Origin of the sequence: Janibacter sp. LM, from assembly GCF_039631275.1 — a bacterium.
In the GTDB taxonomy this organism is placed as follows: domain Bacteria; phylum Actinomycetota; class Actinomycetes; order Actinomycetales; family Dermatophilaceae; genus Janibacter; species Janibacter terrae.
This window is the reverse complement of record NZ_JBDIVG010000006.1, coordinates 207058-234012: the sequence shown is the minus strand read 5'-3', so window position 1 is coordinate 234012 and position 26955 is coordinate 207058. Positions and strand designations below refer to the sequence as shown.

Sequence of the window (26955 nt, the reverse complement as noted above, 5' to 3'; positions counted from 1 at the left end):
GTCAAACGGCAGGTGCGCTCATCGCGTCGAGCAGCTGGGCCTCGGCGCGATCGAGGTAGGCGAGCAGTGTGTCCTCTGCACCCACGTGGTCGCCGGCGGCCAGGAGCGACACCAGCTCGGCGTTGCCGGCCAGGTACGGCTCGTGGAAGGTCCGCGGGTCGGCCATCATCGCGAAGACGAGGCGCATCTCCGCGAGGACCTGACGCATCGCCTCGTCGACCCGTCGGCTGCCGGCCAGGGCGGCCAGCCCCAGGTGGAAGTGCATGTTGGCCGAGCCGAGGGCCAGCCAGTCCTCGGCGCCCGCGGCGACTCTCCCTTCGTCCACCGCGGACCGCAGTCCCCGCAGGTCCGGCGACTCGATCGCGCACCGTCGCACCCCCGCGGTCTCGAGGATGCGCCGGAAGCGGTAGAGGTCGCGGACGTCGTCCTCGCCGAGGGCCCGCACGAAGACCCCGCGGTTGAACTCGTGGACGACGAGACGCTCGTGCCCGAGGAGGTGGAAGGCCTCGCGGAGGGTGTTGCGGGAGACGCCGAGCGCTGCGCCGATGCGCTCCTCCGACAGGCGCGTCCCGGGCCGCAGGTCGCCCTCGATGATGCGGGTGCGCAGCGCATCCGCGACCTTCTCGCTCGCGCTCGTGCGCCCCATCGTCGCGCGCTCGCCCTCGAGCGCCGCGATCCAGTCCCGCCCCATGGCGACCACCCTTCGTGTCCAGTGGACCGACCCTATCGAATGGAGATTGCGGGATTGTTGAACAATCACTACCGTGATCGCCAGGCGCACAATGAGGTATCCCGGGCAGGCGCGCTCTCCTCGGAACGACTGGCGGGTCATCGGCGGGACCGGGCTCGGCGCCACCGCGATGGTGGGTGCTAGCGGCAGCGTCGACCTCTGGACGTAGACCTCTCCACCAACCCCGACGACAGGAGCAGTGATGCAGATCGACCTCAACGCCGACCTCGGCGAGAGCTTCGGCAGATGGACCCTCGGTGATGACGACGCGATGCTCGAGGTGGTGACGAGCGCCAACGTCGCCTGCGGCTTCCACGCGGGAGACCCGTCGGTGCTGCGGCACAGCTGCGAGCAGGCCGCGGCCCAGGGCGTCGCCATCGGGGCCCAGGTCGGGTACCGGGACCTGCCGGGGTTCGGTCGCCGCTTCATCGACGTCGCGCCGGCCGAGCTCACGGCCGACGTGATCTACCAGATCGGTGCTCTTGAGGGTTTCGCCCGCGTCGCCGGGACCCGCGTGCGGTACGTCAAGCCGCACGGTGCCCTCTACAACGCGATCGTCCACCACGAGGCACAGGCGGCCGCGGTCGTCGAGGCCGTGCTCGCCTACGATCGGACGCTGCCCGTCATGGGCCTGCCCGGGTCGGTCTGGTTGCGCCTCGCACAGGAGGCCGGGCTGACCACGGTGGGTGAGGCCTTCGCCGACCGTGCGTACACGCCCGAGGGCACCCTCGTGTCCCGCCGCGAGCCCGGAGCCGTCCTCCACGACCCCGCCGAGATCGCCCGGCGCTGCGTGCGCATCGCGACGAAGGGGGAGGTCGTCGCCGTGGACGGGACGGTCGTCGCCGCGCCGGCCGGCTCGCTGTGCGTGCACGGGGACAGCCCGGGAGCCGTGGAGATCGCCCGACAGGTCCGGGCGGGCCTGGACGAAGCCGGGGTGGAGCTCACCCCCTTCGTCGGGGAGGCGACGTGAGGATCATGCCCTGCGCCGACTCCGGCGTCCTCGTCGAGATGGCAGACATGGACGAGGTGCTGGCCCTCTACGCCCGCCTCGACGAGGACCTGCCGGACGGCGTCGTCGACATGGTCCCCGCCGCGACGACGCTCCTCATCACGATCGACCGCTCGCGCACGGACGTCGCGCGGCTCTCCCGCGAGATCTCGACGATCACCGTGGGGACCCACGAACGGGCCACGACCGGCGAGGTCGAGATCCCCGTCGTGTACGACGGGGAGGACCTCGCCGAGGTGGCGCGGCTCACCGGACTGGACGAGCGCGGCGTCATCGAGGCCCACACCGGGACCCCGTGGACGGTTGCCTTCTGCGGCTTCGCGCCCGGTTTCGGCTACATGGTCGGCGGCGACCCGCGGCTGCAGGTGCCCCGGCACGCCAACCCCCGCACCCGGGTCCCGCCCGGCTCCGTCGCGCTCGCCGGCGAGTTCACCAGCGTCTACCCCCGCGAGTCCCCCGGTGGCTGGCAGCTCATCGGGCGCACGACCCTCCAGGTGTGGGACATCCACCGGGAACCGCCGGCGCTGCTCGTGCCCGGAACCGTCGTGCGGTACGTGAAGGCCCGGTCATGAGCCGCCCGCGCGCCCTCGAGGTCGTGGCGACGGGACCACAGACGACCGTGCAGGACCTCGGACGTGAGGGACTCGCCGGCCTCGGGGTCGGTCGCTCCGGGGCCGCGGACGCGCTGTCCCTGCGGCTGGCCAACCGGCTCCTCGGCAACCCCGAGGGGACAGCCGCGCTCGAGGTGACCTTCGGCGGCCTGGAGCTGCGTGCGCGCGGCGGGATGTGGGTGACCGTCACCGGCGCCACGACACCCCTGACCGTCGACGGGCGGCCCGTGGGCCACGCGGCCGTGAGCTGGGTCCCGGACGGGTCCTCCCTTCGTCTGGCGCCCGCGACGGCGGGTCTGCGTAGCTATCTCGGCGTCCGCGGGGGCATCGCGGTCGCGCCGGTGCTCCGCTCGCGGTCCACCGACACGATGGCCGTGCTCGGCCCAGCCGTGCCCGCCCCCGGCGACCTCCTGCCGGTCGGCCCGGCACCGACCACGCCGCTCCTGGTGGACCTGGCCCCGGTGCGGTACCCGAGCACCGGGCTGGTCCGGCTCAGGGTGGCTCCGGGACCCCGGACCGACTGGTTCGTCGCCAGCGCCCTCGACGTGCTCACCGGCGGCACCTACGAGGTGACGGCCGAGAGCAACCGGGTGGGCATGAGGCTCGCCGGGCCGGTCCTCGAGCGCGCGCGCACCGAGGAGCTCAAGAGTGAGGGGATGGTGCCCGGCGCACTGCAGGTCCCCCCGACGGGGCAACCGACGCTCTTCCTCGCCGACCACCCGGTCACCGGGGGCTATCCCGTCATCGGCGTCGTCCTCAGTGAGGACATCGGTCTGGCCGCCCAGGCGCAGCCCGGCCAGCACCTGCGCTTCGTCCTCAGCGGAGGTGGCTCGCGTGGCTGATCCCGTCATCGACCACGCGTCGCTCTCCCCCGTCGAGGCCCGCACCCGGTTCCGCGACGGCCTGGTGACGCCGACGTCCGGCTGGAGCGCGGGCTGGACCCAGGCCAACCTCATCGCCGTGCCCCGCGACCGGGCCTACGACGTCCTGCTCTTCGCCCAGCGCAACCCCAAGTCCTGCCCGGTGCTCGACGTCACCGAGCCCGGCGAGCTCTCGTGCGGCATCTTCGACGGCGACCTGCGCACCGACCTGCCCGCGTACCGCGTCTACGAGCACGGCGAGCTCGTCGCCGAGGTGCCCGACGTGCGCGACGTCTGGCGCGAGGACCTGGTGGCCTTCCTCATCGGGTGCAGCTTCACCTTCGAGGCCGCGCTCCTGGAGGCCGGGGCACCCGTGCGCGACGTCGAGGTCGGCAGCAACGTCCCGATGTACCGGACCAACCGGCCGTGCCGGCCGGCCGGCACCATCGGCGGACCCCTCGTCGTCTCGATGCGGCCGATGCCCGCCGACCGGGTCGCGACCGCCGTCCGGGTCACCTCCCGCTACCCGGCCGTCCACGGCGCGCCCGTGCACATCGGCGACCCCGGCGCGCTCGGCATCGCCGACCTGGGCCGGCCCGACTTCGGTGACGCGGTGCCCGTCCGCGAGGGCGAGATCCCCGTCTTCTGGGCCTGCGGGGTCACCCCGCAGGCGGCGGTCATGCAGTCGCGACCCCCCTTCGCCATCGGTCACGCCCCCGGCATGATGGCGATCACCGACGCGCGGGACAGCGACTACCTGGTGCCGTGACAAGAGGTCAGGTCCCGAACCAGAACCCGCGTCCGCCGAACCAGTCCCCGTACCTCGACTCGTCGGCGCCGCCCGGACGGCGCGAGCCGAGGTAGGAGCCGACGACGGCCGCCCCGAGGTCGTCGAGCTCCGGGGCGACCACCCGACCACCGGCGCGCCGCGCGAGGGTCTCGACGAACCGTGCCAGTCCCGGGTCCTCGCCGAGGCGGAAGAAGGTCGTCTGGGCGCCGAGACGCGCGGCGTTGTCGAGCTCGCGGACGGTGACGGCGATCGTCAGCGGGTGCGGCGGGTAGTCGAAGAAGGTCTCACCGCCCGGCTCGAGGTGCGCGGTCGGCTCACCGTCGGTGACCACGAGCAGGACCGGCTGCGCCGACGGGTGCTTGCGGAAGTGACGGTTGGCGAGCAGCAGCGCATGGTGGAGGTTGGTCCCCTTGTCCCAGAAGGCATCGAGCTCCGTGAGCTCCTCGACGTCCATGACCGAGGCGTACCGGCCGAAGCCGATGAGCTGCAGGTGGTCCCCGCGGAAACGGGTGCGGATGAGCGTGTGCAGCGCAAGTGCCGTGCGCTTCATCGGGACCCAGCGCCCGTCCATCGCCATGGAGAAGGAGGTGTCGACGAGCAGCGCGACGGCTGCCTGCGTGCGGGCCTCGGTCTCGGAGACCTCGATGTCGTCGGTGGTGATCGCCCGGGTGCCGCCGTCGGCAGCCCGGCGCAGGACCCCGTTGAGCACCGTGCGGGGGATGTCCCACGGCTCGGTGTCGCCGAACTCCCACGGACGGGTCGCCCCCGACCGCTCCCCTGCCGCGCCGGCCTGACGCAGGTCACGCTGACCCTGGCGCCCGGACATGCGCTGGGCGATGTCACGCAGGAGCGACCTGCCGAGCTGGCGCATCGCCTTGGGGGTGAGGCGCAGCTGCCCCTGCGAGTCCCGGCGCACGGAGCCGCTCGTCCGCAGGGCCTGCTCGAGGTCGCGGAGGGCACGCGCGTCGACGGCCGCCTGCTCGCCCAGCTGCCGGGCCAGCTCGTCGAGGTCGATGTCGTCGAGCCGGGCACCGCCGTAGGACTGGGAGAGCTGCTCACCCAGCGCGTCGAGCCGAGCGATGTCCTGGAGGAGACCCGTGCCGTCGCCAAGCCCGAGGCCCTCGTCGCCGGACAGCTGCTCGGCGCCACCCCAGTCCTCACCGGGTCGCAGGGCCCGGAGGTTGCCGTCGAGCCGGCTCAACGAATCCATGAGCGCCGGCGACCCGAAGGCCTGTGCCGAGAGCTGCATGAGCTCCTCGCGCTGCTCAGGGGTCATCGAGTTGAGCAAGCGCTGGCCTGCGGCGGCCCGCTGCGCCATGGCGTCGATCAGTTCCTCGACGTCCTGCGGCCCCTCCGGGAAGAAGTCCCCGTGCCGGTCCATGAACTGCGCGAAGTCCTCCGGGGTGTCCTCGCCGCGGGCGTGCTTCTCGAGCAGCTCGTTGAGGTCGCGCAGCATCGCGTCGATCGCCGCCCGGTCCTCGTCGGTGGCGCCCTCGAGCGCCTGCTTCATCCCCGCGAACCGCTGGTCGAGGACCTCGCGGCCGAGCAGGTCCTTGATCCGCTCGTAGTCGGCTCGTGCCTGCGAGGACTGCCACGGGTAGTCCTGCAGCTCGCCCACTGCTGCGGCCGTCGAGGAGGGGAGGTTGTCCAGGCGCATCTGGGCGAAGCCGCGCTCGAGGTCGTCGAGGTGCGCGTCGCGGGCCAGCTGCTTGCGCTCCTCGAGGACCGCGCGGTCGAGCAGCTCGCGGACCTCGCGCAGGGTGCCGTCGAGGCCGTGCTGCTGGAGGAGCTCGCGCCGGCGCTCGTTGACCCGTCGCGCCAGGTCGTCCAGCCCCGTCCGGCCACTCCCGCCACGGCGCAGGAACTCCTGCAGGGCGCGCTCGGGCGAGGAGCCGCCCATGACCCGGTCGCCGATGGCGTCGAGGGCCTCGGCGATGTCGACGGGCGGGGCGAGCGGGTCGCCGCCGTCGTAGCGGCGGAATCGACTGCTACTGGCCATACACGGTCTCGCCCCCCGCCGTGTCCTTGCCGATCTTGCGGGCGAGGTACAGCCCCTCGAGGGCCAGCTCGAGGGCCGCTGCACGCTCCCCCTCGGAGTCGGAGCCCAGTCGCTCGAAGACCTCGTCGTAGAGATCGGACTCCCCGAGCGCGGGCAGCCCGTCGAGGAAGTCGTGGGCGGTCACCTGCTCACCGGTGGCGATCTCGGCCCCCTCCTCGACGGCGCGCACGAGCGGCCCGAAGTCGATCCCCCGCACGAGGTGACGCACGGTGTCGGCGACCGCGGTCCGGAGCAGGTGGGTGAGGATCTCGTGCTCACGCCCCTCCTCCCCGCTCTCGAACTCGATCTTGCCGCCGAGGACCTCGACCGCGGTCTCGAGGTCGACGACCCGGGCGACCGCCTCCCCTTCGTCCTGCCGGGCTGCCCGGTGCAGGGCGGACGCGGCGACGGTCTCCGCCCCGGCGATCGTGAACCTCGCGCTCACCCCGCTGCGCTGGTCGACGGCCGAGGACTCGCGCAGGTTGCGGGTGAACCGGGCGAGGACCTCGAGGAGGTGGTCGGGCACGTGCGCGACGAGGTGGGCCTCCTGCCGGGTCACCGCGATCTCCGACTCGAGCTCGCGCGGGTAGTGCGTGCGGATCTCGGCCCCGAAGCGGTCCTTGAGCGGCGTGATGATCCGCCCGCGGTTGGTGTAGTCCTCGGGGTTGGCGCTGGCCAGGACGAGCACGTCGAGAGGCAGACGCAGGACGTACCCGCGGACCTGGATGTCGCGCTCCTCCATGACGTTGAGCATCGCGACCTGGATGCGCTCGGCGAGGTCGGGCAGCTCGTTGATCGTCACGATGCCGCGGTGGCTGCGCGGGATGAGCCCGAAGTGGATCGTCTCGGGGTCGCCGAGGGCACGGCCCTCGGCGACCTTCATAGGGTCGACGTCACCGATGAGGTCGGCGACGGATGTGTCGGGGGTGGCCAGCTTTTCGACATAGCGCTCGTCGCGGTGGCGCCACACGACGGGAAGGGAGTCACCCAGCTCCTCCGCGCGTCGCCGGGAGGCGTGGGTGATCGGCTCGAAGGGGTGCTCCGCGAGCTCGGAGCCCTCGATGACCGGCGTCCACTCGTCGAGCAGCCCGGCGATCGTGCGCAGCAACCGGGTCTTGCCCTGGCCGCGCTCGCCGAGGAGCACGATGTCGTGCCCGGCGAGCAGGGCCCGCTCGACCTGCGGGATGACGGTGTCCGCGTACCCGTGCAGCCCGGGCCACGGGTCCTCGCCGGCGCGCAGGCGCGCGAGGAGGTTGTCGCGCAGCTCCACCCGCAGGGGCTTGGCGACGTGGCCGGCGGCACGCAGCCCACCGACGGTCGAGATGGTCGGGGCGGCAGTCGAGGTGCTCACCGCACCGAGGCTAGCCCCCTCTGCTGACAGCGGATCTGCCCGCGGCAGGGGTGCATGGTCCGCGAGGGCGGGGGTAGACCGGGAGCGACCGCTCGACGAGAGAAAGGAACTACCGATGACCCAGTACTCAGCAGAGGAGAAGGACGCCGCCCGCGAGGCCGCGCAGAAGGCCGTCGACACGGCGACGTCGTGGGACTACAGCGCGGGTGAGGCGAAGATCGACGACAAGCTGCGCGAGGGGCTCGACGCCGCGGGCGTCACGGTGGACGACGAGGAGTTCGCCCGGCTGGTCGTCGAGATCGATGCCGTTGCGGCAGACGAGTCGGCTGGCCCTCCGAAGGTGAGCGCGGCCTCGCCACGATGACCGACAGACAGGACCGAGCATGACTCGCCTGATGCCGCACACATCAACAGCCAGACCTTCGTCGGCTCCTGGTGCGAGTCCGTCGTGAGATTCCGAAAGCACGCACGGCAAGACCCTTGCATATGCGCCCGGCCCTGCCCCAGTACTTCGATCGCACCCGTCGGGTGGGGGCGTGTCGTCGCCTGTCGTCGTGCAGAGCGGGTCCGGACATGTCGGGTCGACAAGGTCGTCGCACTGTCCGCGGAACACCGGCTTGAGACGTGGGACTCGTCCAGCGCGAGCTACGAGGCCGCAGCGATCGCCGACGACTGGGACCGCTGCGCACTGGAGCGGACAGGAGGACTCCCATGATCCCGACCGCCACGACCCACCGGCCGAGGTGAGAGTGCTTCACATCGGGCCGTGGCCGGACGGCGGGCCCGCTCGTCACCGGTCTGGTCGCCAGGACACCTGTGCGCACAGTCGGCCGGCCCGGGTCGGAGTGCCCGGGAGGGACGCGGTTGAACGGTTCAGAGGGTGATGATGGCGACCTTGCCCCGGACCTTGCCGGCCGCGAGGTGGCGCATCGCCTCAGGAACCTGGTCGAGGGGGTAGGTGCGGTCGACGGTCGGAGTCACGGTGCCGGCCTCGATGAACTGAGCGAGTCGCTCGAGATCACTGGCAGCCTCCTTGGCGATGAGCATGGTGAATCGTTGTCCCACGAACGGGGACAGCAGGAGTGCCCGTAGCTGCCGGTTCATTCCGCCGGTGAGGTTGCCGCCATCCTCGCCGCCGACCAGGACGAGCGTGCCTGCCGGTGCGAGGGCGCGTCGCAGTCGACTCAGGCTCGGGTTTCCGGTGATGTCGAGAATGAGGTCGTAGCGCTGGGTGCCGTCTGCCCAGTCCTGCTGTGTGTGGTCGATCGCATGGTCGGCCCCGAGCGAGCGGACCAGGTCGAGCTTCGCGGTGCGCACCGCGGCACCCGGGGCCATGGCCCGAACCCAGTTGATGGTCGACCCGGTGAGTCGCGACATCGACGAGAAGCCCGCGAACCTACAAAAAAAGTCCTGAGCCGCGACACCGTGTCAACGATGTCGCGACTCAGGACAATGGTCGGGCTGACAGGATTTGAACCTGCGACCCCTTGACCCCCAGTCAAGTGCGCTACCAAGCTGCGCCACAGCCCGTGGCTGCTCCCTCAGGAGCGAACGTCACCTTATCCCACGCCAGCCACAGGTGCCGAATCGGCCCCCGGCACACCGGATCACGAGCGACGACCGCGCTTCTCGCGCACCCGGACGCTGATCTCGATGGGCGTGCCCTCGAAGCCGAACTCCTCGCGCAGCCGGCGCTCGAGGAAGCGTCGGTAGCCCGCCTCGATGAACCCCGAGGCGAAGATGACGAAGCGCGGCGGGCGCGTCGAGGCCTGCGTCGCGAAGAGGATCCGGGGCTGCTTGCCGCCCCGGATCGGGTGCGGGTGCGCCGAGGCGATCTCGCCGAGGACGGAGTTGAGCCGGGAGGTCGGCACGCGGCGGTCCCAGGAGTCGAGAGCGGTGTCGAGGGCCGGGGTGAGCCGGTCGACGTGCCGGCCCGTGTGGGCCGAGAGGTTGACCCGCGGCGCCCACGTCACCTGGACGAGGTCGCGCTCGATCTCCCGCTCGAGGTAGAAGCGACGCTCCTCGTCGATCAGGTCCCACTTGTTGTACCCGATGACGAGCGCGCGGCCGGCCTCGGTGACCTGGCTGATGATCCGCAGGTCCTGCTCGGTGATCGGCTCGTGGGTGTCGATGAGGACGACTGCGACCTCGGCCTTCTCCAGGGCCGCCTGCGTGCGCAGGGACGCGTAGAAGTCGGCTCCGCGCGTCTGGTGCACGCGGCGTCGGATGCCGGCGGTGTCGACGAAGCGCCAGGGACGCCCGCCCAGCTCGATGATCTCGTCGACGGGGTCGCGCGTGGTCCCCGCCACGTCGTCGACGACGACCCGCTCCTCCCCCGCGAGCTTGTTGAGCAGGCTCGACTTGCCGACGTTGGGGCGGCCGATGAGGGCCACGCGGCGCGGACCCCCTTCGGGCTGTGCCTTGCCGCTCGCGGAGACATCCGGCATGACGTCGAGGATCGCGTCGAGGGCGTCGCCGCTCCCCCGCCCGTGCAGCGCGGAGACGGGCAGGGGCTCGCCCAGACCGAGGTTCCACAGGGCGGACGCGTCGGCCTCGAAGCGCTGGTCGTCGACCTTGTTGGCGACGAGCACGACGGGCTTGCCCGACTTGCGCAGCAGCTTGACCACGGCCTCGTCGTCATCGGTCGCGCCGACGATGGCGTCGACGACGAAGACGACGACGTCGGCCATCTCGATCGCGACCTCGGCCTGCTCGGCGACGCGCAGGTGGATGCCCTCGGCGCCGATCTCCCAGCCACCGGTGTCGAGCAGGGTGAACCGGCGACCGGACCACTCGGCGTCGTAGGCGACGCGGTCTCGCGTGACACCGGGGGTGTCCTCGACGACGGCCTCGCGACGCCGCAGCACGCGGTTGACGAAGGTCGACTTGCCGACATTGGGCCGCCCGACGATCGCGACGACCGGCAAGGGGCCGGCGGGCGTCTCGTCCGCGTCCTCCTGGAAGCCGTCGATGATCGCCCGGTCCTCCGGCGTCAGCTCGAAGTCCTCGAGACCGGCGCGCAGCACCCGCTCGACGCCCTCGGCGTCCGGGGCCTGCGTCCCGGTGGGGTCGGTGGGGTCAGGGGTGGTGTCCACGATGCTCCTGGTCTGTGGGGTGGTCACGGCCATTGTCGCAGCCGTCAGCGGCCGGGGCCGCGTGGTGGGTCAGCTCGTGCGCGCGGCGATGACGACGGCCATCACCGCGTCGACCGACCCGTCGAAGTCGAGGTCAGAGGTGTCGACGACGACGACCCCGTCCGCGGCGACGGTGAACTGGGAGACCGTCGAGTCGTCCCGGTCCCGGCGCACGACCTGGTCGCGGGTCGCGTCGATCGCTGCCGCGTCGCTCGTGCCGTGCACCTCGAGCGAGCGGCGGCGCAGCCGGGCCTCCTCGCTCGCGGTGAGCAGGATCCGCACGGGTGCCTCGGGGGCGACGACGGTCGTGACATCACGCCCCTCCGCGACGCAGGCACCGTGGCGGCCCGCGATGTCGGCGATGAGCTCGCGCTGGCGCTGCTGCATCTCGGTGCGCACGTCCGGGACGGTCGCGACGGTCGAGACGAGCGCGGAGATCTCGCTCGTGCGGATCCCTTCGGCGACGTCGATGTCGGCGACGCGCACCGTCGGGGCCTGCGGGTCGTCACCGATGTGCAGCGGCAGCTCGCGGGCCGCGTGGGCGATCGCGGCCGGGTCCTCGAGGTCGACCTCGGTGTGCCGGCACCACCACGTGAGGGCCCGGTACATGGCCCCGGTGTCGAGGTAGCCGGCGCCGAGCTGGGTGGCCACGGCGCGCGAGACGCTGGACTTGCCGGATCCCGAGGGTCCGTCGATGGCGATGACGAAGGGGGCGGGCTGGCTGGTCACGAGGGGTCAGCCTAGTCGTCGCTCAGCTGTGGATCCGCCACCCACGTGCCGTGAGCGCCTCGGTGAGCGGTCCGGCGGCCGCCGGGAGGACGGAGACCTCCGCCAGGCCGAAGGGGAGGCCCAGCCCGTGGTCGAGGCGCAGGTCCTCCATGTTGACCCCCGCCGAGCCGATGTCGGTGAGCAGTCGGGCGACCTCGCCGGGCCGGTCGTCGACGACCACGCTGACGACCGCGTAGGTCGCGGGCGGGGCACCGTGCTTGCCGGGGATGCGGGCGTGGCCGGCGTTGCCGTCGGCGATGCTGCGGGCGAGCACGGCACGCGCGCCGGGGGCGTCGGCGACGTCGTCCTCCCCCGCGCCGAGCGCCTCGAGGGCGTCGACGACGCGGCCCAGGTCGGCAGCGACGTCACGCAGGACGGCGGCGACGGCCGGTGCGTTGCCCGAGAGGATCTGGGTCCACAGGCCGGGGTCGCTGGCCGCGATGCGGGTCACGTCCCGTACGCCCGGGCCGGCCAGGCCGATGGCGTGGTCGCTGAGGTGCTCCAGCCGGGCGGCGACGAGCGAGGCCGCCACCTGGGGCACGTGGGAGACCGCGGCGACCGCCTCGTCGTGCTCCTGCGGGCTGAGCGTCGTGACCGCGGCGCCGGTGGCCTGCGCGAGCCGGGCGACGAGCGCCGTCGCGCTCGGGTCGCTGCCGTCGTGCGGGCAGAGGACCCACGCGCGGCCGGTGAAGAGGTCGGCCCGGGCACTGATCGCGCCCGAGCGCTCGCGGCCGGCCATCGGGTGGCTGCCGAGGTAGCGGTCGATCGGCACCCCGGACCGGATGAGGTCGAGGAGGACCACCTGCTTGACGGAGGTGACGTCGGTGACGACGGCCTCGGGCCAGCGCTCGAGGGCGCCGAGCACGAGGCGGGGCGAGACGTCCGGCGGCCCGGCGACGACGACGATGCCCGGTCGCACCTCCCCCGTGGTGCGCCCCGCCCCGAGGTCGCGCGCCAGCGCGGCCGAGGTCTCGGACTGGTCCTCGAGGGTGACGTCGACGCCGACGGACGTCAGGGCCAGCCCGATGCTCGTCCCGATGAGGCCCGTCCCGATGACGTGCACGGGTGGGAGGGCGGCCGCGGCCCCCTTCGCCTCGGAGGTCGCCGTCACAGACCCGCGGCCTTGTACAGGTCCGCGATCTCCGCCCGGCTGAGGGCGCGCCACCGGCCGGACTTGGTCGTGCCGAGCGTGATGGGTCCGACCTGGGTGCGCACGAGCGAGAGGACCGGGTGGCCGACGTGCTCGAGCATGCGCCGCACGATGTGCTTGCGGCCCTCGTGGAGGATCACCTCGACGATCGCCTTGCCCGGGCGGGAGTCGACGACCCGGAAGGAGTCGACGGCGACGGGGCCGTCCTCGAGCTGGACGCCTTCGCGCAGGCGCTTGCCGAGGTCCTTGGGCACGGGCCCGGGGATCTCGGCGATGTACGTCTTGAGCACGCCGTGCGCCGGGTGCTGCAGCCGGTGCGCGAGGTCGCCGTCGTTGGTGAGGATGAGCAGACCCTCCGTGTCGGCGTCGAGGCGACCGACGTGGAAGAGCCGCTCGGGGCGCCCGGCGACGTAGTCGCCGATGCTCAGCCGGCCGAGCTCGTCGGACATCGTCGTGACGACGCCGATGGGCTTGTTGAAGGCGAGGTAGACGCGCGACTCGTCGAGGTGGACGCGCTCACCGTCGACGTGCACGGTCTGGCGAAGGGGGTCCACGCGCAGGCCGAGCTCGGTGACGACCTGCCCGTCGACCTCGACGCGGCCCTCCTGGATGAGCAGCTCGCAGGCTCGGCGGGAGCCGATGCCTGCGGCGGCGAGGACCTTCTGCAGGCGGGTGCCCTCGGGGTCGTGGACGTCGATCGTCGGGGCCTGCGGCGGCTCGGGTGCGAGGTCGGGCTGGCCCTGGCGGCTGCGTCCGGTCGTGCCGCGCTCCGGCTGGTTGCGGCGGCCGGGCCGCGGGGGCTTGCGGGGTCCCTTGCCCCGGGGGGCGCCCTGGGGGCCTCCGGGTCGGCGGTTGGTGGGAGGGGTCATGGCCGGGCCTCATTCACGAGATCGTCGAGTAGTGCTGCATCGGGGAGATAGGGGGCGAGGGCGGGCAGGTCGTCGAGCGAGTTCAGACCCATCCGCTCCAGGAAGTAGGGCGTCGTCCCGTACAGGGTCGCACCCGACTCCTCGTCCTTGGTGACCTCGGTGATGAGGCCGCGGGTGAGGAGCGTGCGGACGACGCCGTCGACGTTGACGCCGCGGACGGCGCCGATCCGCGCCCGCGAGATCGGTTGGCGGTAGGCGACGACGGCGAGCGTCTCGAGGGAGGCCGTCGTCAGGCGGGACTGCTGGCCGTCGAGGACGAACCGCTCGACGACCGGCGCGTACGCGTGGTGGCTGTAGAAGCGCCATCCCCCACCGACGTTGCGCACCGTGAACCCGTGCGTGCCGTCCGCGTAGGCGGACTCGATCGCGGCGAGGTGCTCACGGATCTCCTCCACGGGCAGTTCGAGCGCGGAGGAGAGGGCGTGGTCGGTGACCGGCTCCTCGACGATCATCAGCACGGCCTCGATCGCCCCGCGCGCACCGCCGGGCAGGTCGCCCACGTCGAAGGCGACCTGGACGTCGTCGCCCTCCACCTCGGGCTCCGGGGGCGGCTCACTCATCGTCATCCTCCTCATCGGACGAAGGGGGGTCCTCCCCTTCGTCGAACTCGGCACCGACGTCGACGGTGCCCTCCTCGCTGCCGGTCCAGCTGACCTCGAGGTCACCGAGCGCCTCCGGCTGGTCGAAGACGACCTGCCGGTCGCGGAAGAGCTCGAGCAGGGCGAGGAACCGCGCCACGACCACGAGCGTCGAGTCCGCGTCGCGGACGAGCTCGCGGAAGGAGAGCGCGCCCTGCTCCCGCAGGCGGTCGACGACGATGACGGCCTGCTCGCGCACGCTCACCGCGGGCGCGTGCAGGTGGGCCAGACCGACGGTCTCGGGCTCCCGGGGGGTCAGGGCCCGCGCGGCGACCATGGCCAGCTGCTCGGGGGTGACGCTGATGACCAGCTCGGGCAGCAGCGAGGCCAGGTGCGGCTCCAGACCGGCCTGCCGCGGGGTCATGCGACCGGTCGTCGCCATCGTCTCGCCGAAGTGCGCCGCGACGTCCTTGAAGGCGCGGTACTGGAGCAGGCGCGCGAAGAGCAGGTCCCGCGCCTCGATGAGCTCGAGGTCGTCCTCGTCGGTCTCCCGCATGTCGGGCAGGAGCCGGGCGGCCTTGATGTCGAGCAGCGTCGCGGCGACGAGGAGGAACTCGCTGGTCTGGCCGAGGTCCCACGCCGGGTCGCTCGCCTGCAGGGCGCGCAGGTGGGCGATGAACTCGTCGGTGACCCTGGCCAGTGCGATCTCGGTGATGTCCAGCTGGTGCTTGCTGATCAGACCCAGCAGCAGGTCGAAGGGTCCCTCGAAGTTGTCCAGGTGGACGGTGAAGGCCTGCTCTGCGCCCCGCTTGGTGATGACGCCACCGGGGACGGCGGTGTCAGTCCCCTCCACGGTCGTCAGGGAGCACCGCCGCGCGAGATGAGCTCGCGGGCCAGCTGTCGGTAGGCGTTGGCGCCGGAGTGGCCGGTCGCGTAGGTCGTGATCGGCTCCGCGGCGAGGGTCGCGTCGGGGAACTTCACGGTGCGCGAGATGACCGTGTGGAAGACCTTGTCGCCGAAGTGGTCGACGACCGAGCCGACGACCTCGCGGCTGTGCAGCGTGCGGCCGTCGTACATCGTGGCGAGGATGCCGTCGACGACGAGGCCCGGGTTGAGGCGGTCGGTGATCTTGTCGATCGTCTCCACGAGCAGGGCGACGCCGCGCATGGCGAAGTACTCGGTCTCGAGCGGGATGACCACGCCGTGCGCCGCGGTGAGCGCGTTGACGGTCAACAGGCCGAGGGAGGGCTGGCAGTCGATGAGGATGACGTCGTAGTCGTCGAGGACCGGGCGGAGCACGCGCGCCAGGATCTGCTCGCGGGCGACCTCGCCGACGAGCTGGACCTCGGCGGCGGAGAGGTCGATGTTGGCCGGGGCGACGTGGAGCCCGGGGACCGAGGTGCGCTGGATGATCTCGGTGATCTGGTGCCCGCGGGTGACCAGCAGGTCGTAGATCGTCAGGTCGAGCGTGTGGGTGGGGACCCCGAGGCCCACGGACAGCGCGCCCTGCGGGTCGAAGTCGACGAGCAGCACCTTGCGCCCGGCCTCCGCCAGGGCGGCGCCGAGGTTGATCGTGGTCGTCGTCTTGCCGACCCCACCCTTCTGGTTGCACATCGCGATGATGCGGGCCGGGCCGTGCGACGCCAGCGGCGGCGGCTCCGGGAAGGTGGGCAGGGGTCGGCCGGTGGGACCGGGCTGTGCCTGGTCGTGCTCGATGTCGAGCTGTGGCGTCACCTCGGATGCCAAGGTCGGATCACTCCATCGGGTCTGCGGTCGGTCAGCCTCTCGCTGATCAGCGACGACCCTATCAGCGGGCACGGGGGTGGCTCTGCGCGTAGACCTCGCGCAGCTGCTGCACGGTGACCATCGTGTAGATCTGCGTGGTCGTCACCGAGGCGTGCCCGAGCAGCTCCTGCACCACCCGCACGTCCGCGCCGCCCTCGAGGAGGTGGGTCGCGAAGGAGTGCCGCAGCGTGTGCGGCGAGACGTGACCCTCGAGGCCCGCGCGGCCGGCGGCGGCGGTGATGACGCCCCAGGCGCTCTGCCGGGAGAGCCGGGCGCCGCGCTGGTTGAGGAAGACCGCCGGGCCGGCCTTCCCCTTGGCCGACAGCGTCGGCCGGCCGCGCACGAGCCACGCGCGCACGGACTCCACCGCGTAGGAGCCGAGCGGGACGACCCGCTCCTTGCCGCCCTTGCCGAGCAGGCGGGCGGCACCGACGTCGAGGTCGAGGTCGTCGATGTCGAGCCCGACGGCCTCGGAGATGCGGGCGCCGGTGCCGTAGAGGACCTCCAGGAGCGCGCGGTCGCGCAGCGGTGCGGGTCCGTCGCCGAGCCCGGCAGAGTCGATCAGCCGGATCACCTCGTCGAGGGCGATAGCCTTGGGCAGGCGCGAAGGGGGTGCCGGCGGCGCCACGTCCTCGGCCGGGTCGTGCGTGGTCTCACCCTCGAGGGCGAGGAACTTGTGGAGCCCGCGGATGGCGACGAGCGTGCGAGCCGCGGAGCTCGCGGCAAGCGGAGGGTGGGCGTCGTCACCGGTGCGCAGCGCCGCCAGGAAGCCGGACACGTGCAGCTCGGTGACGTCCTCGGGACTGGTGATGCCGTGCCCCGCGAGGTGCTCGACGTACCGTCCGGCGTCGCGGCGGTAGGCGGAGAGTGTGTGCGCGGAGACCCCTCGCTCGACGTCGATCTGGGTCAGCCAGGTCCGCACGGCGCGCTCCATCGGCGTCGTGCTCACGGGGCCGTGGCCTCCATCGGGGCGGTGTGGTGTGGCGCGGTGGGTGTTGAACCGCGGGCACGCCGTTGTGCCCACGGGTGGCCTGGGCCACTGCGGGCAAGTGTAATGGCCCGCATGAAGCTTTATGCGGATCTCCCGGCCCGTCGTCGTGGTCAGGTCCTCGCCGACCTGCTGATGGTCGCGTGGATCCTGTTGTGGGCCAAGGTCGGTCACGCCGTCCACGACTCGGCCCTGTCCCTCGCCGAGCCGGGCCACCGGCTCCAGGATGCGGGCAGCAGTTTCCGTGAACGGCTGAAGACCGCGGGCGAGGGTGTGGACGACCTGCCGCTCCTCGACGACCGGGTGGCCGAGCCGTTCCGGGACGCGGCCGGCGCCGGGACAAGCATCGAGGACGCCGGGCGCGACCTCGTCGACGCCGTCGAGCGGCTCGCCACGACCCTGGGATGGGTCACCGCTCTCACCCCGGTCGTCATCGTCGGTGCGTTCTGGTTCGCCGCGCGCCTGCGCTTCGTGCGCCGCGCGACCGCCGCACAGTCGCTCGTCGACTCCGTGAACGACCTCGACCTCTTCGCCCTGCGGGCGATGGCCAACCAGCCGCTCCAACGCCTCGCGCGGATCAGCCCCGACCCCGCCGGCGCCTGGCGCCGCGGCGACACCGAGACGATCCGCGAGCTCGCCGGCCTCGAGCTCGCCGCCTGCGGCCTCCGTCCCCCGGACGCCACCAGCTGACCCCCTCATCGTCATTCCCCTAGGGGAATGCGGACGAGCGGTCGCCCCCGAGCGGCATTCCCCTAGGGGAATGCGGACGAGCGGTCGCCCCCGAGCGGCATTCCCCTAGGGGAATGCGGAGGAGCGATCGGTTACTCCCCCAGCGCGACGACCTGGGGGCGCAGGTCCGCCGCCGGGCACTCCCAGGCCGCGGCGTCCGCGTCGACCTGCTCGCCCGAGCGGATGTCCTTGACCTGGTCGCCGTCTCCCTCACCGGCGCCGGGGAACCACACGTACGGGATCCCGCGCCGCTCGGCGAAGCGGATCTGCTTGCCGAACTTCGCCGCGGCCGGAGCGACCTCGCAGGGGATCCCGCGGGCACGCAGCGCCGTGGCGACCGCGACGGAGGCGGGGCGGCTCCCTTCGTCCGTCACGGCCACGAGGACCGCGGAGGGCGACTTGCGGCTGGCGCCGACCAGACCCTTGCCGAGGAGCAGCCCCAGCAGGCGCGAGAGGCCGATGGAGATGCCGACGCCGGGATAGGTGTTCTTGCCGTCGCTCGCCAGCTCGTCGTAGCGGCCGCCGGAGCAGAAGGAACCCCACGACTCGTACCCGACGAGCTGGGTCTCGTAGACCGTACCCGTGTAGTAGTCGAGACCGCGGGCGATGCGCAGGTCCGCGACCATCGCGCCGGGCGCGGCGGCCGCCCCCGTGTCGATCACGGCGGCGAGGGCCTCCAGACCCTCGTCGAGCAGCGGGTGCTCGACCCCGAGCGCGCGGACGCGCTCGACGAAGGAGGTGTCCTGCGTGCGGATCTCGGCCAGCGCCAGCACGGCCTGCGCCTGCTTTGTCGTCCGCCCGGCCTCCACGAGGAGGGCGGCGACCTTGTCCGGGCCGATCTTGTCCAGCTTGTCGACGGTGCGCAGCGTCCCCGCGACGTCCTCGATGCCCAGGCCGCGGTAGAAGCCCTCCGGGATCTTGCGGTTGTTCACCTGGATGACCATGGGCGGGATCGGCAGCTTCGCGAAGATCTCCGCCATCACGAGCGGCATCTCCGCCTCGAAGTGCGGCGCCAGCTCCCCCACGTCGACGACGTCGATGTCGCACTGGGTGAACTCGCGGTAGCGCCCCTCCTGCGGGCGCTCGCCGCGCCAGACCTTCTGGATCTGGTGGCGCCGAAACGGGAAGTTCAGGCGGCCGGCGTTCTCGACCACGTAGCGCGCGAAGGGCACGGTGAGGTCGAAGTGCAGCCCCAGCTCGGACTCGCGACCGGGGGCACCCCCTTCGTCGTCCGCAAGGCGGTGGATCCCGTAGATCTCCTTGTCCGCGTCGCCGCCCTTGCCGAGCAGGCGCTCGACCGGCTCGACCGCGCGGGTCTCGATCGACGGGAAGCCGTGCAGCTCGAAGGTGCTGCGGATGACGTCGATGAAGTGCTGCTCGACGACCCGCTGCTCGGGCAGGTACTCGGGGAAGCCCGACAGCGGGGTGACCTTGGTGGCGCGGGGGGTGCTCATGACAGTCCTTGCAGGTACGGGTTGGTCGCCTTTTCACGGCCCAGCGTCGTCGCGGGTCCGTGTCCGGGCAGGACGAGGCTGGAGTCGGGGCGCGGATGCACGGCCCGACGAAGGGAGTCCTGCATCGCCTCGTGCGACCCGCCCGGCAGGTCGGTGCGGCCGATCGACCCGGCGAAGAGCACGTCGCCCGTGATGAGCGTGCGGTCCACCTCCGCCTCTGCGGGGACGCCCTCGGGCACCCGGCCCGTCGCGAACATGACCGAGCCCTCCGTGTGGCCTGGCGCGTGCACGACCTCGAGGTCGAGGCCGGCGACCGTCACGGTCTCGCTGTCGGTGACCTCCACGACACGCTCGGGCTCGCGCCAGGTGACCCGCTTGCCGAACTGCTGCTCGAGCATCCCCGTCAGCTGCGGGCCGAGCGACGAACCACCGAGCGGGTCGACGAGCCGGTAGCGGTCGTCACGGTGGATGTAGGCCGCGAGCTCACCGCCGCAGACCGGCGTCACGGAGAAGACATGGTCGACGTGCCCGTGGGTGAGGAGCACGGCCGCGGGCTTCAGCCGGTGCTCCGTGAGCACCTCGCGCAGCGTCTCCTCGATCCCGATCCCGGGGTCGACGATGAGGCACTCCTCACCGGGAGCATCCGCCAGGACATAGCAGTTGGTCCCGAACGCCTGCGCCGGGAACGAGATGGTCAGCACGGTCCAACCCTACGTGCGCCCCCGCTCCTCCCCCGCGAATGGGTAACCTCGAGCCTGTGAGTGACGAGACCAACGCCCCGCGCCCTTCGGCGCCCTCGCCTGCGGCCCTGGCCCGCATGGCTCCCCGGCCGCCCGCGACCCCCGCTGCGGAGGTCCCCACGGTGACCACCGACCACTCGGCGTCGGCCGCCTTCGGCCGCGCGGACGAGGAGGGCAGGGTCTTCGTCAAGGACGGCGAGGGCGAGCGCGAGGTCGGCTCCTACCCCGGTGCGACGCCGGACGAGGCCCTGCAGTACTTCGCCCGCAAGTACGACGAGCTCTTCGCCTCCGCCACCCTCCTGCGCCACCGCCTGGACTCCCCCGACGTCTCCGCCAAGGAGCTGGCCGACGGCCTGAAGTCCCTGCGTGAGCACGCGCAGGAACCCAACGTCGTCGGTGACCTGCCGGCCCTCGCCGCCCTCATCGCCGAGCTGGAGGAGGGCCTGGCCGCCAAGCGCGAGGCCGAGTCCGCCGTGCGCGCCGAGGCCAAGAAGGCCGCAGCGCTGGAGCGCGAGGCGCTCGTCGCCGAGGCAGAGCAGATCGCCGCCCAGCCCGTCGACAAGGTGCAGTGGAAGCAGTCCACCGCCCGCATGCGCGCTCTCCTCGACGAGTGGAAGGCCCACCAGCGCGGCAAGGTCCGTCTGGACAAGGACGTCGAGGGCGCCCTGTGGCAGCGGTTCTCCAAGGCCCGCAACGGCTTCGACAAGGCGCGTCGCTCCCACTTCGCGCACGTCGAGCAGACCCGTGGCGACGCCAAGGCGACGAAGGAGGAGCTGGCCACCGAGGCCGAGCGTCTCTCCACCTCCACCGACTGGAATGCCACCGCCGGTGCCTACAAGCGCCTGATGGACGAGTGGCGCCGGGCCGGCCGCGCCGGCCGTGCCGACGACGACCGCCTGTGGGAGCGCTTCCGCAGCGCCCAGGACACCTTTTTCAACGCCAAGGACGCCGAGGCGGCCAAGGAGGACGAGGCCCACCGCGGCAACCTCCAGGTCAAGGAGGCGATCCTCGCCGAGGCCGAGGCGCTGCTGCCGGTCAAGGACCTCGAGAAGACCAAGGCCGCACTGCGCGACATCCAGGAGCGGTGGGAGGCCGCGGGCAAGGTCCCGCGTGCCGACATCGACCGGATGGAGAAGGGCATGCGACGCATCGAGCAGACGGTGCGCGACGCCGAGGACAAGAAGTGGTCGCAGTCCAACCCGGAGCTGTCCGCCCGCGCCGCCTCGATGGTCGCCCAGCTCGAGTCCAGGGTCACCGACCTGCGTGACGACCTCGCCACGGCAGAGGCGAAGGGGGATACCTCCCGCGCCGCGAAGATCCAGGAGCAGATCGACGCCCAGCAGGCGTGGTTGGACCAGGCACGCAAGGGCCTGGACGAGTTCGGCGGCTGACGCGCCCCTCAGCCCTTGGAGCTGCCTCCGGTGATGCGGAAGGTGTCGAAGACCGACTCGATCCGCTTCACCTGCTGCATCACGTGGCTGAGGTGCGCCACCTCGCCCATCTCGAAGGTGAACCGCAGCACGGCCACCCGGTCGCGCGAGGTGTGCACGGCCGCCGAGAGGATGTTGACCCCGGACTCCGACAGGACCCGGGTCACGTCCGACAGCAGCCCCGCGCGGTCGAGCGCCTCGACCTGGATCTGCACGAGGAAGAGGCTCGAGCTGCTCGGCGCCCACTCGACCTCGATGAGCCGCTCCGACTCCTTCTGCAGGGAGCCGGCATTGGGGCAGTCGACCCGGTGGACGGACACGCCGTTGCCGCGGGTGATGAAGCCCATGATCTCGTCGCCGGGCACGGGCGTGCAGCAGCGCGCCAGCTTGACCCACAGGTCGTCCATGCCCTTGACGACGACGCCCGGGTCACCGTGGCTGCGGCGCTGCCCGACCGGTCCCGGCAGCGTGGCCTCGGCGAGGTCCTCCGTCGCCCCCTCCTTGCCGCCGGCCGCGGCGATGAGCCGCTCGACGACGTGCTGGGCGGAGACGTGCCCCTCGCCGACCGCGGCGTAGAGGCCGTCGACGTCCTGGCGGCGCAGCTCGCTCGCGACCGCCGTGAGGCTCTCGACGGTGACCAGCCGGTGGAGCGGGAGGTTCTGCTTGCGCACGACCTTGGCGATGGCCTCCTTGCCGGAGTCGATCATCTCCTCGCGGCGTTCCTTGGTGAACCACTGCTTGATCTTGTTGCGGGCGCGCGCCGAGCGCACGAAGTTCAGCCAGTCCCGCGACGGCCCGGCGCCCTCGGCCTTGGACGTCAGGACCTCGACGGCGTCACCGTTCTCGAGCGGCGAGTCCAGGGGCACGAGGCGGCCGTTGATCCGGGCACCGATGCACCGGTGCCCGACCTCGGTGTGCACCGCGTAAGCGAAGTCCACGGCGGTCGAGCCCGCAGGCAGGGCGATAACCTGCCCCTTGGGCGTGAAGGCGTAGACCTCTTGGGTCTTGATCTCGTAGCGCAGCGAGTCGAGGAACTCGCTCGGGTCGGAAGTCTCCTTCTGCCAGTCGAGCAGCTGGCGCAGCCAGGCCATCTCCCCCATCTGGCCGTCGTCGACCTTGCCGCCGTCGGCTCGCGCCTGGTCCTTGTACTTCCAGTGCGCGGCGACGCCGTACTCGGCGCGGCGGTGCATCTGGTGGGTGCGGATCTGGATCTCGACCGGCTTGCCCTGCGGACCGATCACGGTCGTGTGCAGGGACTGGTACATGTTGAACTTCGGCAGGGAGATGTAGTCCTTGAAGCGCCCGGGCAGCGGGTTCCACCGCGCGTGCAGCGCCCCGAGGGCCGCGTAGCAGTCACGGACGGTGTCGACGAGCACCCGGACCGCGACGAGGTCGTAGATCTCCCCGAACTCCCGACCCCCGACGATCATCTTCTGGTACACGGAGTAGTAGTGCTTGGGGCGGCCGGTCACCGTCGCCTTGATCCGCGCCTCCCGCAGGTCCAGCACGACCTGGGCGCGGACCGTCGCGAGGTACTCCTCGCGGGCCGGGGCACGCTCGGCGACGAGGCGGACGATCTCCTCGTAGACCTTGGGGTACAGGGTGGCGAAGGACAGGTCCTCCAGCTCCCACTTGATGGTGTTCATGCCGAGGCGGTGCGCCAGCGGCGCGTAGATCTCGAGGGTCTCCTGCGCCTTGCGCTGCGCCGACGCCGCCGAGACGTAGCGCCAGGTCCGGGCGTTGTGGAGCCGGTCGGCGAGCTTGATGACGAGGACGCGGATGTCGCGGGCCATCGCGACGATCATCTTGCGCACGGTCTCGGCCTGGGCGCTCTCCCCGTAGGTGACCTTGTCGAGCTTGGTCACGCCGTCGACGAGCTTGGCCACCTCGGCGCCGAACTCGGCCTCGAGGTCGTCGAGGCTGTAGTCGGTGTCCTCGACCGTGTCGTGCAGGAGGGCAGCGGCCAGGGTCACCGGCGTCATGCCGAGCTCGGCGAGGATCGTCGTCACCGCAAGCGGGTGGGTGATGTAGGGGTCACCGCTCTTGCGCACCTGGCCACGGTGGGCGCGCTCCGCGACCTCGTAGGCGCGCTCGATGATCGACAGGTCGCTCTTGGGGTGCGACTGCCGCACGATCGTCAGCAGCGGGTCGAGGACACCGGGTGTCGGGGCGCGACCACTGCCGATGCGTGCGAGCGAGGCGCGCGCCAGCGAGCGGGGTGAGAACCCGCCTCCGCTGCCCGTGCTGCGCTCGCTCATGGAGTGAGCCTAGACCGTGACCAGCGCCCGGACGTCACGCCCCGCGAGGGCTGCCCGCCCGTCGAGGACCGCGATCTCCACGAGGATCTCCACCGCCGGCACGACCGCCCCGCAGGACTCGAGGAGCTCGCACGCCGCGCGCGCGGTGCCCCCGGTCGCGAGCACGTCGTCGACGACGAGGACCCGCGAGCCCGCGGCGACCGCGTCCTCGTGGACCTCGATCCGGGCCGAGCCGTACTCGAGCGCGTAGTCGAGCCCCACGGTGGTCCCCGGCAGCTTCCCCGCCTTGCGCACCGGCACGAACCCGACGCCCAGCTCGAGGGCCACCGCGGCCCCGAAGATGAAGCCACGGGCCTCGAGACCGGCGACGAGGTCGACCCGGCCGTGCCAAGGCCGCGCGTGCGCCCGCACGACGTCCGCGAAGAGCGCCGCGTCCGCGAGCAGCGGGGTGATGTCCTTGAAGGTCACGCCCGGCTCGGGGAAGTCGGGCACGTCCCGCAGCGCGACGAGGATCCGCTGCTCCATCGGGGTCCGGCTCACCGGCTGCCCCGTCGGTTGCGCGGCGTCTTCTTCGGCTGGTTGCGCGGACCGGCCGACTGGGCGTACTTGTGCACGGCGCGACCGGTGACGGTCTGCGGGGTCTCCCCGGCGACCGGCTCCGCATCTCTCGACGAGACCGACGTGCTCGGCGCCGACGTGGAGGCGGCGGGGGTCGCCCCCTTCGTCGTCGTGGGCGCGGCGCCGGCGGGCACGGACTCGCGAAGGGGGGTCCGCACCGGCTGCTTGGCCGCGGCCTTGTCGAGGGCGAGGACCTCCGGGTCCTTGCGCCGCAGGTCCACCAGGAGCGGGGTCGCGATGAAGACCGAGGAGAAGGCGCCCACGGTCATGCCGATGAACAGCGCGAGCGAGAGGTCGAGGAGGGTGCCCGGACCGAGCTTGGCGAACCCGATGACCAGGACCGCGAGGATCGGCAGCACGGCGATGACCGTGGTGTTGACCGAGCGGACGAGCGTCTGGTTGACGGCGAGGTTGGCCGCGTTCGCGAAGGTCGAGCGCTTGTTCTGGAAGGCCGCTCGGGTGTTCTCCTTGACGTGGTCGAAGACGACCACCGTGTCGTAGAGCGAGTAGCCGAGGACGGTCAGGAAGCCGATGAGCGTCGCCGGCGAGACCTCGAAGCCGGTCCACGTGTAGATGCCCACCGTGATGAGCATGTCGTGGGCGAGGGCGACCATCGAGGCGAGGGCCATCTTCCAGTTGCGGTAGTACAGCGCCATGAGCGCCGTCGTGATGATGATGAAGACGACGAGCGCGCGCAGGGCCTGCTGGCTCACCGAGGCACCCCACGAGGGGCCGATGAAGCTGGAGCTGACCTTGTTGCTCTCGACCCCGAAGGTCGTGGCGAGCTGCTGCGCGACCTCGCGCGCCTGGTCACCGTCGAGCTCCTCGGTCTGGACGCGGATCGTCGTCCCGCCGAGGGTGGAGACGTTGGCAGAGGCGGCGTTGCCGGCGACCTCGCGGACCGCGGCGGTCGCCTCGTCCTCGTAGTCGGCCGGGGCACCCGAGGTGGCGACGCGGAACTCCGAGCCACCGGTGAACTCGAGGCTGAGGTTGAGCCCCTGCACGAGGAACCCGAGGGCGGCGACGGCCATGATCACGGCCGAGATGATGTACCAGGTCCTGGACTTGCCGACGAAGTTGATCGACCGGTCGCCGGTGTACAGGTCGTTGCCCCACTGGGCCATCCGACTGCTCATGACACGCTCCCCTCGGCGGCGGACACTGCGGGCGGGACGTCCACCTGCCCCCGGCCGCGGTAGCGCAGCTTGACCTCACGCAGGGTGTCGACGTCGAAGCCGGACCACGCGTGACCGGACGCGAAGAACTTGTTGCGCGCGAGGATCGTCAGCAGCGGGTGCGTGAAGAGCCAGAAGACGATGAGGTCGATGAGCGTCGTGAGGCCGAGCGTGAAGGCGAAGCCACGCACGCCCGAGCTCGCGAGGACGTAGAGGACGACGGCGGCGATGAGGTTGACGCCGTCGGCCACGAGGATCGTGCCCTTGGCGCGGGCCCAGCCGGCCTCGACGGCGGCGCGCAGGTTGCGTCCCTCGCGCAGCTCGTCCCTCACCCGTTCGAAGTAGACGATGAAGCTGTCGGCGGTGACACCGATGGCGATGATCAGGCCGGTCACGCCGGCCATGTCGAGACGGTAGTTGTACCCCCACGCCAACAGGGCGATCGACAGGTACGTCATGCCGAAGGCGATGAGCATCGACCCCATGACGACGACCGACAGCGCGCGGTACTGCAGCAGCGAGTACAGCAGCACGACGAAGAGGCCGATGATGCCGGCGATGACGCCGTAGCGCAGCTGCTCGGAGCCGAGCGTCGGGCTGATCTCCTGACGGGTCTGCACGTCGAAGGAGAGCGGCAGTGCGCCGAACTTCAGCGACTTGGCGAGGGCGCGCGCCTCCTCGATCGGGAAGCCGGAGATGCTCGCCTGCCCGTTGGGGATCGCCTCGTTGAAGCCGGGGTCGATGAGGACCTGCGAGTCGAGGACCGCCGCGAGGGCGTTGTAGGAGCCGGGCGGGTTGGTCGGGGAGGCCGGGGACAGCCCGGGCAGCTGGACCATCTTCGTGGAGATGTCCCCGTACTCGCCGCGACCCTTGCTCGTGAGGGTCAGGGAGATCTCGGGCTCGTTGGTCTGCTGGCCCTGCGGGCCGACCCGGTAGCCGGCCTCGGCGTCGGCGATCTCGGTACCGGCCACGACGACCGGGCCGAGCACGTACTTCAGCGAGCCGTCCTGCTTGCAGGCGACGATCGGCTCGGTGGTCTTGGTGTCGGGACGCTGCTCCGGCGGCTTGGAGCAGTCGAGCTCCTGGAACTGCTTCCAGACCTCGGGGGTGATGTTGTTGGGGTCCAATGGGCCGGTGGGCTTGCCGGACGGCGTCCAGCCCTGCGTGGGCGCCTCGGTGGGCGCGGCGCTGGTGCTCTTGCTGCTGGTGCTCTTGCTGCTGGTGCTCTTGGGACTGGTGCTCGGGGACGTCGTCGCCGCGGTGCGGGCACGGTCGCGGGATGCAGAGGTCTCGCTGCTGCGGCTGGCGCTGGGCCGCGGGGAGGTCGAGCTCCCGCTCGGCTCCGCGGCACCCGATGTCGGGCTCGAAGAGCCGGAGCCGGTCGCGGAGGGCTGCGGCTGGAGGAGCTCAGGGCTGCCGATGTCGGTGGCCAGGACCGGGCGGAACTGCATCTGCGAGGACGCCGCGATGGCGTCCTCCTGCTCCTTGGTCGGGGTGCCGGGCATCGCGACGACGATGTTGGAGTCACCCTGCGTGGTGACCTCGGCGCCGGTGGTGCCCTGCGAGTCGATGCGCTGCACGATGATGTCGCGCGCCTCGGCGAGCTGCTCCTGGGAGACCGACCCGCCGCCGCCGACGCGGGGCTCGAGGACGATCTGGGTGCCCCCTGCGAGGTCGAGTCCGAGGCGCGGGGCCCAGCTCGCGTCCTTCTGCAGGACGCCGTAGCCCAGGGCACCGGTCATGACGACGACCATGGCGAACAGCCACATCAGGGTGCGCTTGGCGTGGTCCTTGCGGGCCACGTCCCGCGTGCGTCGACGCTCCGCCATG

At 71.8% G+C, this 26955-nt stretch carries 25 protein-coding genes and 1 tRNA gene; 7 read left to right on the top strand and 19 right to left on the bottom strand.

All coding sequences use genetic code 11. From position 1 onward, the window contains the following. Nucleotide 1 precedes the first annotated feature (1 nt). Entirely contained in the window at nucleotides 2-691 is a 690-nt protein-coding gene (locus tag ABC138_RS04910) for a GntR family transcriptional regulator (protein ID WP_068421597.1), read from the bottom strand. Nucleotides 692-932: 241 nt separating this feature from the next. Here ABC138_RS04910 and ABC138_RS04905 point away from each other — a divergent pair, with 241 nt between their 5' ends. Genes ABC138_RS04905 through ABC138_RS04890 form a run of 4 tightly spaced genes read left to right on the top strand, consistent with a single transcriptional unit; the run spans nucleotide 933 to nucleotide 3979 of the window. Next, nucleotides 933-1700 carry a 5-oxoprolinase subunit PxpA gene (locus tag ABC138_RS04905; protein WP_068421601.1) on the top strand — a complete coding sequence of 256 codons (768 nt, stop codon included), beginning with the start codon at nucleotides 933-935 and terminating at the stop codon, nucleotides 1698-1700. 5 nt (nucleotides 1701-1705) lie between these two features. Continuing rightward, nucleotides 1706-2311 (top strand): allophanate hydrolase subunit 1, encoded by a 606-nt coding sequence (locus tag ABC138_RS04900; protein WP_211596784.1) that lies wholly within the window; start codon nucleotides 1706-1708, stop codon nucleotides 2309-2311. Continuing rightward, on the top strand, nucleotides 2308-3192 hold the full coding sequence (locus tag ABC138_RS04895) for a biotin-dependent carboxyltransferase family protein (RefSeq protein WP_345912896.1): 885 nt from the start codon (nucleotides 2308-2310) through the stop codon (nucleotides 3190-3192). The genes ABC138_RS04900 and ABC138_RS04895 overlap by 4 nt, the downstream gene beginning before the upstream one ends. Continuing rightward, entirely contained in the window at nucleotides 3185-3979 is a 795-nt protein-coding gene (locus ABC138_RS04890) for a putative hydro-lyase (protein WP_345912894.1), read from the top strand. Before ABC138_RS04895 ends, ABC138_RS04890 begins: the two co-directional genes overlap by 8 nt. Nucleotides 3980-3986: 7 nt before the next feature. Here ABC138_RS04890 and ABC138_RS04885 read toward each other — a convergent pair whose 3' ends face one another. Next, entirely contained in the window at nucleotides 3987-5999 is a 2013-nt protein-coding gene (locus tag ABC138_RS04885; protein ID WP_345912893.1) for a VWA domain-containing protein, read from the bottom strand. Continuing rightward, nucleotides 5989-7389: a magnesium chelatase gene (locus ABC138_RS04880; protein WP_345912891.1), complete on the bottom strand. Its 1401-nt coding sequence runs from the start codon at nucleotides 7387-7389 to the stop codon at nucleotides 5989-5991. Before ABC138_RS04880 ends, ABC138_RS04885 begins: the two co-directional genes overlap by 11 nt. A 115-nt stretch (nucleotides 7390-7504) precedes the next feature. Here ABC138_RS04880 and ABC138_RS04875 point away from each other — a divergent pair, with 115 nt between their 5' ends. Continuing rightward, nucleotides 7505-7753 (top strand): hypothetical protein, encoded by a 249-nt coding sequence (locus ABC138_RS04875; RefSeq protein WP_345912890.1) that lies wholly within the window; start codon nucleotides 7505-7507, stop codon nucleotides 7751-7753. Nucleotides 7754-8262: 509 nt separating this feature from the next. On the opposite strand, the gene ABC138_RS04870 is transcribed toward ABC138_RS04875, so the two are convergent. The 10 genes from ABC138_RS04870 to ABC138_RS04825 all read right to left on the bottom strand — a co-directional run bounded on the left by ABC138_RS04870 (nucleotide 8263) and on the right by ABC138_RS04825 (nucleotide 16667). Continuing rightward, complete coding sequence (locus tag ABC138_RS04870) at nucleotides 8263-8766, bottom strand: zinc-binding dehydrogenase (RefSeq protein ID WP_345912889.1); 504 nt, start codon at nucleotides 8764-8766, stop codon at nucleotides 8263-8265. A gap of 76 nt (nucleotides 8767-8842) precedes the next feature. Continuing rightward, nucleotides 8843-8919 (bottom strand) — tRNA-Pro (locus ABC138_RS04865). A gap of 77 nt (nucleotides 8920-8996) precedes the next feature. Continuing rightward, nucleotides 8997-10484 carry a ribosome biogenesis GTPase Der gene (gene der / locus ABC138_RS04860; RefSeq protein ID WP_068421618.1) on the bottom strand — a complete coding sequence of 496 codons (1488 nt, stop codon included), beginning with the start codon at nucleotides 10482-10484 and terminating at the stop codon, nucleotides 8997-8999. A gap of 69 nt (nucleotides 10485-10553) precedes the next feature. Continuing rightward, nucleotides 10554-11252, bottom strand: a complete 699-nt coding sequence (gene cmk / locus ABC138_RS04855; RefSeq protein ID WP_345912887.1) for a (d)CMP kinase — start codon at nucleotides 11250-11252, stop codon at nucleotides 10554-10556. Nucleotides 11253-11274: 22 nt separating this feature from the next. Further along, nucleotides 11275-12402: a prephenate dehydrogenase gene (locus ABC138_RS04850; RefSeq protein ID WP_345912885.1), complete on the bottom strand. Its 1128-nt coding sequence runs from the start codon at nucleotides 12400-12402 to the stop codon at nucleotides 11275-11277. Further along, nucleotides 12399-13310, bottom strand: a complete 912-nt coding sequence (locus ABC138_RS04845; RefSeq protein WP_345912884.1) for a pseudouridine synthase — start codon at nucleotides 13308-13310, stop codon at nucleotides 12399-12401. The genes ABC138_RS04850 and ABC138_RS04845 overlap by 4 nt, the downstream gene beginning before the upstream one ends. Beyond that, nucleotides 13307-13930: an SMC-Scp complex subunit ScpB gene (gene scpB / locus ABC138_RS04840; protein WP_345912882.1), complete on the bottom strand. Its 624-nt coding sequence runs from the start codon at nucleotides 13928-13930 to the stop codon at nucleotides 13307-13309. The genes ABC138_RS04845 and scpB overlap by 4 nt, the downstream gene beginning before the upstream one ends. Next, nucleotides 13923-14801, bottom strand: a complete 879-nt coding sequence (locus ABC138_RS04835; protein WP_255218262.1) for a ScpA family protein — start codon at nucleotides 14799-14801, stop codon at nucleotides 13923-13925. Before ABC138_RS04835 ends, scpB begins: the two co-directional genes overlap by 8 nt. A gap of 5 nt (nucleotides 14802-14806) precedes the next feature. Next, a complete protein-coding gene (locus ABC138_RS04830; RefSeq protein ID WP_345912881.1) occupies nucleotides 14807-15682 on the bottom strand; it encodes a ParA family protein in 876 nt (291 codons plus the stop codon). 73 nt (nucleotides 15683-15755) lie between these two features. Further along, nucleotides 15756-16667, bottom strand: a complete 912-nt coding sequence (locus tag ABC138_RS04825) for a site-specific tyrosine recombinase XerD (RefSeq protein WP_345912937.1) — start codon at nucleotides 16665-16667, stop codon at nucleotides 15756-15758. Between the two features lie 129 nt (nucleotides 16668-16796). On the opposite strand from ABC138_RS04825, the gene ABC138_RS04820 reads away from it, so the two are divergent. Next, complete coding sequence (locus ABC138_RS04820; protein WP_345912880.1) at nucleotides 16797-17411, top strand: hypothetical protein; 615 nt, start codon at nucleotides 16797-16799, stop codon at nucleotides 17409-17411. 131 nt (nucleotides 17412-17542) lie between these two features. Here the strand turns inward: ABC138_RS04820 and hisS are convergent, their stop codons facing one another. Both hisS and ABC138_RS04810 read right to left on the bottom strand, forming a co-directional pair. Then, entirely contained in the window at nucleotides 17543-18904 is a 1362-nt protein-coding gene (hisS, locus tag ABC138_RS04815; RefSeq protein ID WP_068421632.1) for a histidine--tRNA ligase, read from the bottom strand. After that, the gene (locus ABC138_RS04810; protein ID WP_345912878.1) at nucleotides 18901-19605 is read right to left on the bottom strand and encodes an MBL fold metallo-hydrolase; all 705 of its coding nucleotides are present in this window, start codon (nucleotides 19603-19605) and stop codon (nucleotides 18901-18903) included. The genes hisS and ABC138_RS04810 overlap by 4 nt, the downstream gene beginning before the upstream one ends. Before the next feature lie 56 nt (nucleotides 19606-19661). Here ABC138_RS04810 and ABC138_RS04805 point away from each other — a divergent pair, with 56 nt between their 5' ends. Next, nucleotides 19662-21035: a DUF349 domain-containing protein gene (locus ABC138_RS04805; RefSeq protein ID WP_345912877.1), complete on the top strand. Its 1374-nt coding sequence runs from the start codon at nucleotides 19662-19664 to the stop codon at nucleotides 21033-21035. Between the two features lie 8 nt (nucleotides 21036-21043). Here the strand turns inward: ABC138_RS04805 and ABC138_RS04800 are convergent, their stop codons facing one another. Genes ABC138_RS04800 through secD form a run of 4 tightly spaced genes read right to left on the bottom strand, consistent with a single transcriptional unit; the run spans nucleotide 21044 to nucleotide 26954 of the window. Beyond that, nucleotides 21044-23332 carry a bifunctional (p)ppGpp synthetase/guanosine-3',5'-bis(diphosphate) 3'-pyrophosphohydrolase gene (locus ABC138_RS04800; protein WP_345912876.1) on the bottom strand — a complete coding sequence of 763 codons (2289 nt, stop codon included), beginning with the start codon at nucleotides 23330-23332 and terminating at the stop codon, nucleotides 21044-21046. A 9-nt stretch (nucleotides 23333-23341) separates the two neighbouring features. After that, nucleotides 23342-23872 (bottom strand): adenine phosphoribosyltransferase, encoded by a 531-nt coding sequence (locus ABC138_RS04795; RefSeq protein WP_345912875.1) that lies wholly within the window; start codon nucleotides 23870-23872, stop codon nucleotides 23342-23344. Beyond that, complete coding sequence (gene secF, locus ABC138_RS04790) at nucleotides 23869-25086, bottom strand: protein translocase subunit SecF (RefSeq protein WP_245634687.1); 1218 nt, start codon at nucleotides 25084-25086, stop codon at nucleotides 23869-23871. The genes ABC138_RS04795 and secF overlap by 4 nt, the downstream gene beginning before the upstream one ends. Further along, on the bottom strand, nucleotides 25083-26954 hold the full coding sequence (gene secD, locus ABC138_RS04785) for a protein translocase subunit SecD (protein ID WP_345912873.1): 1872 nt from the start codon (nucleotides 26952-26954) through the stop codon (nucleotides 25083-25085). The genes secF and secD overlap by 4 nt, the downstream gene beginning before the upstream one ends. Nucleotide 26955: the final 1 nt, after the last annotated feature.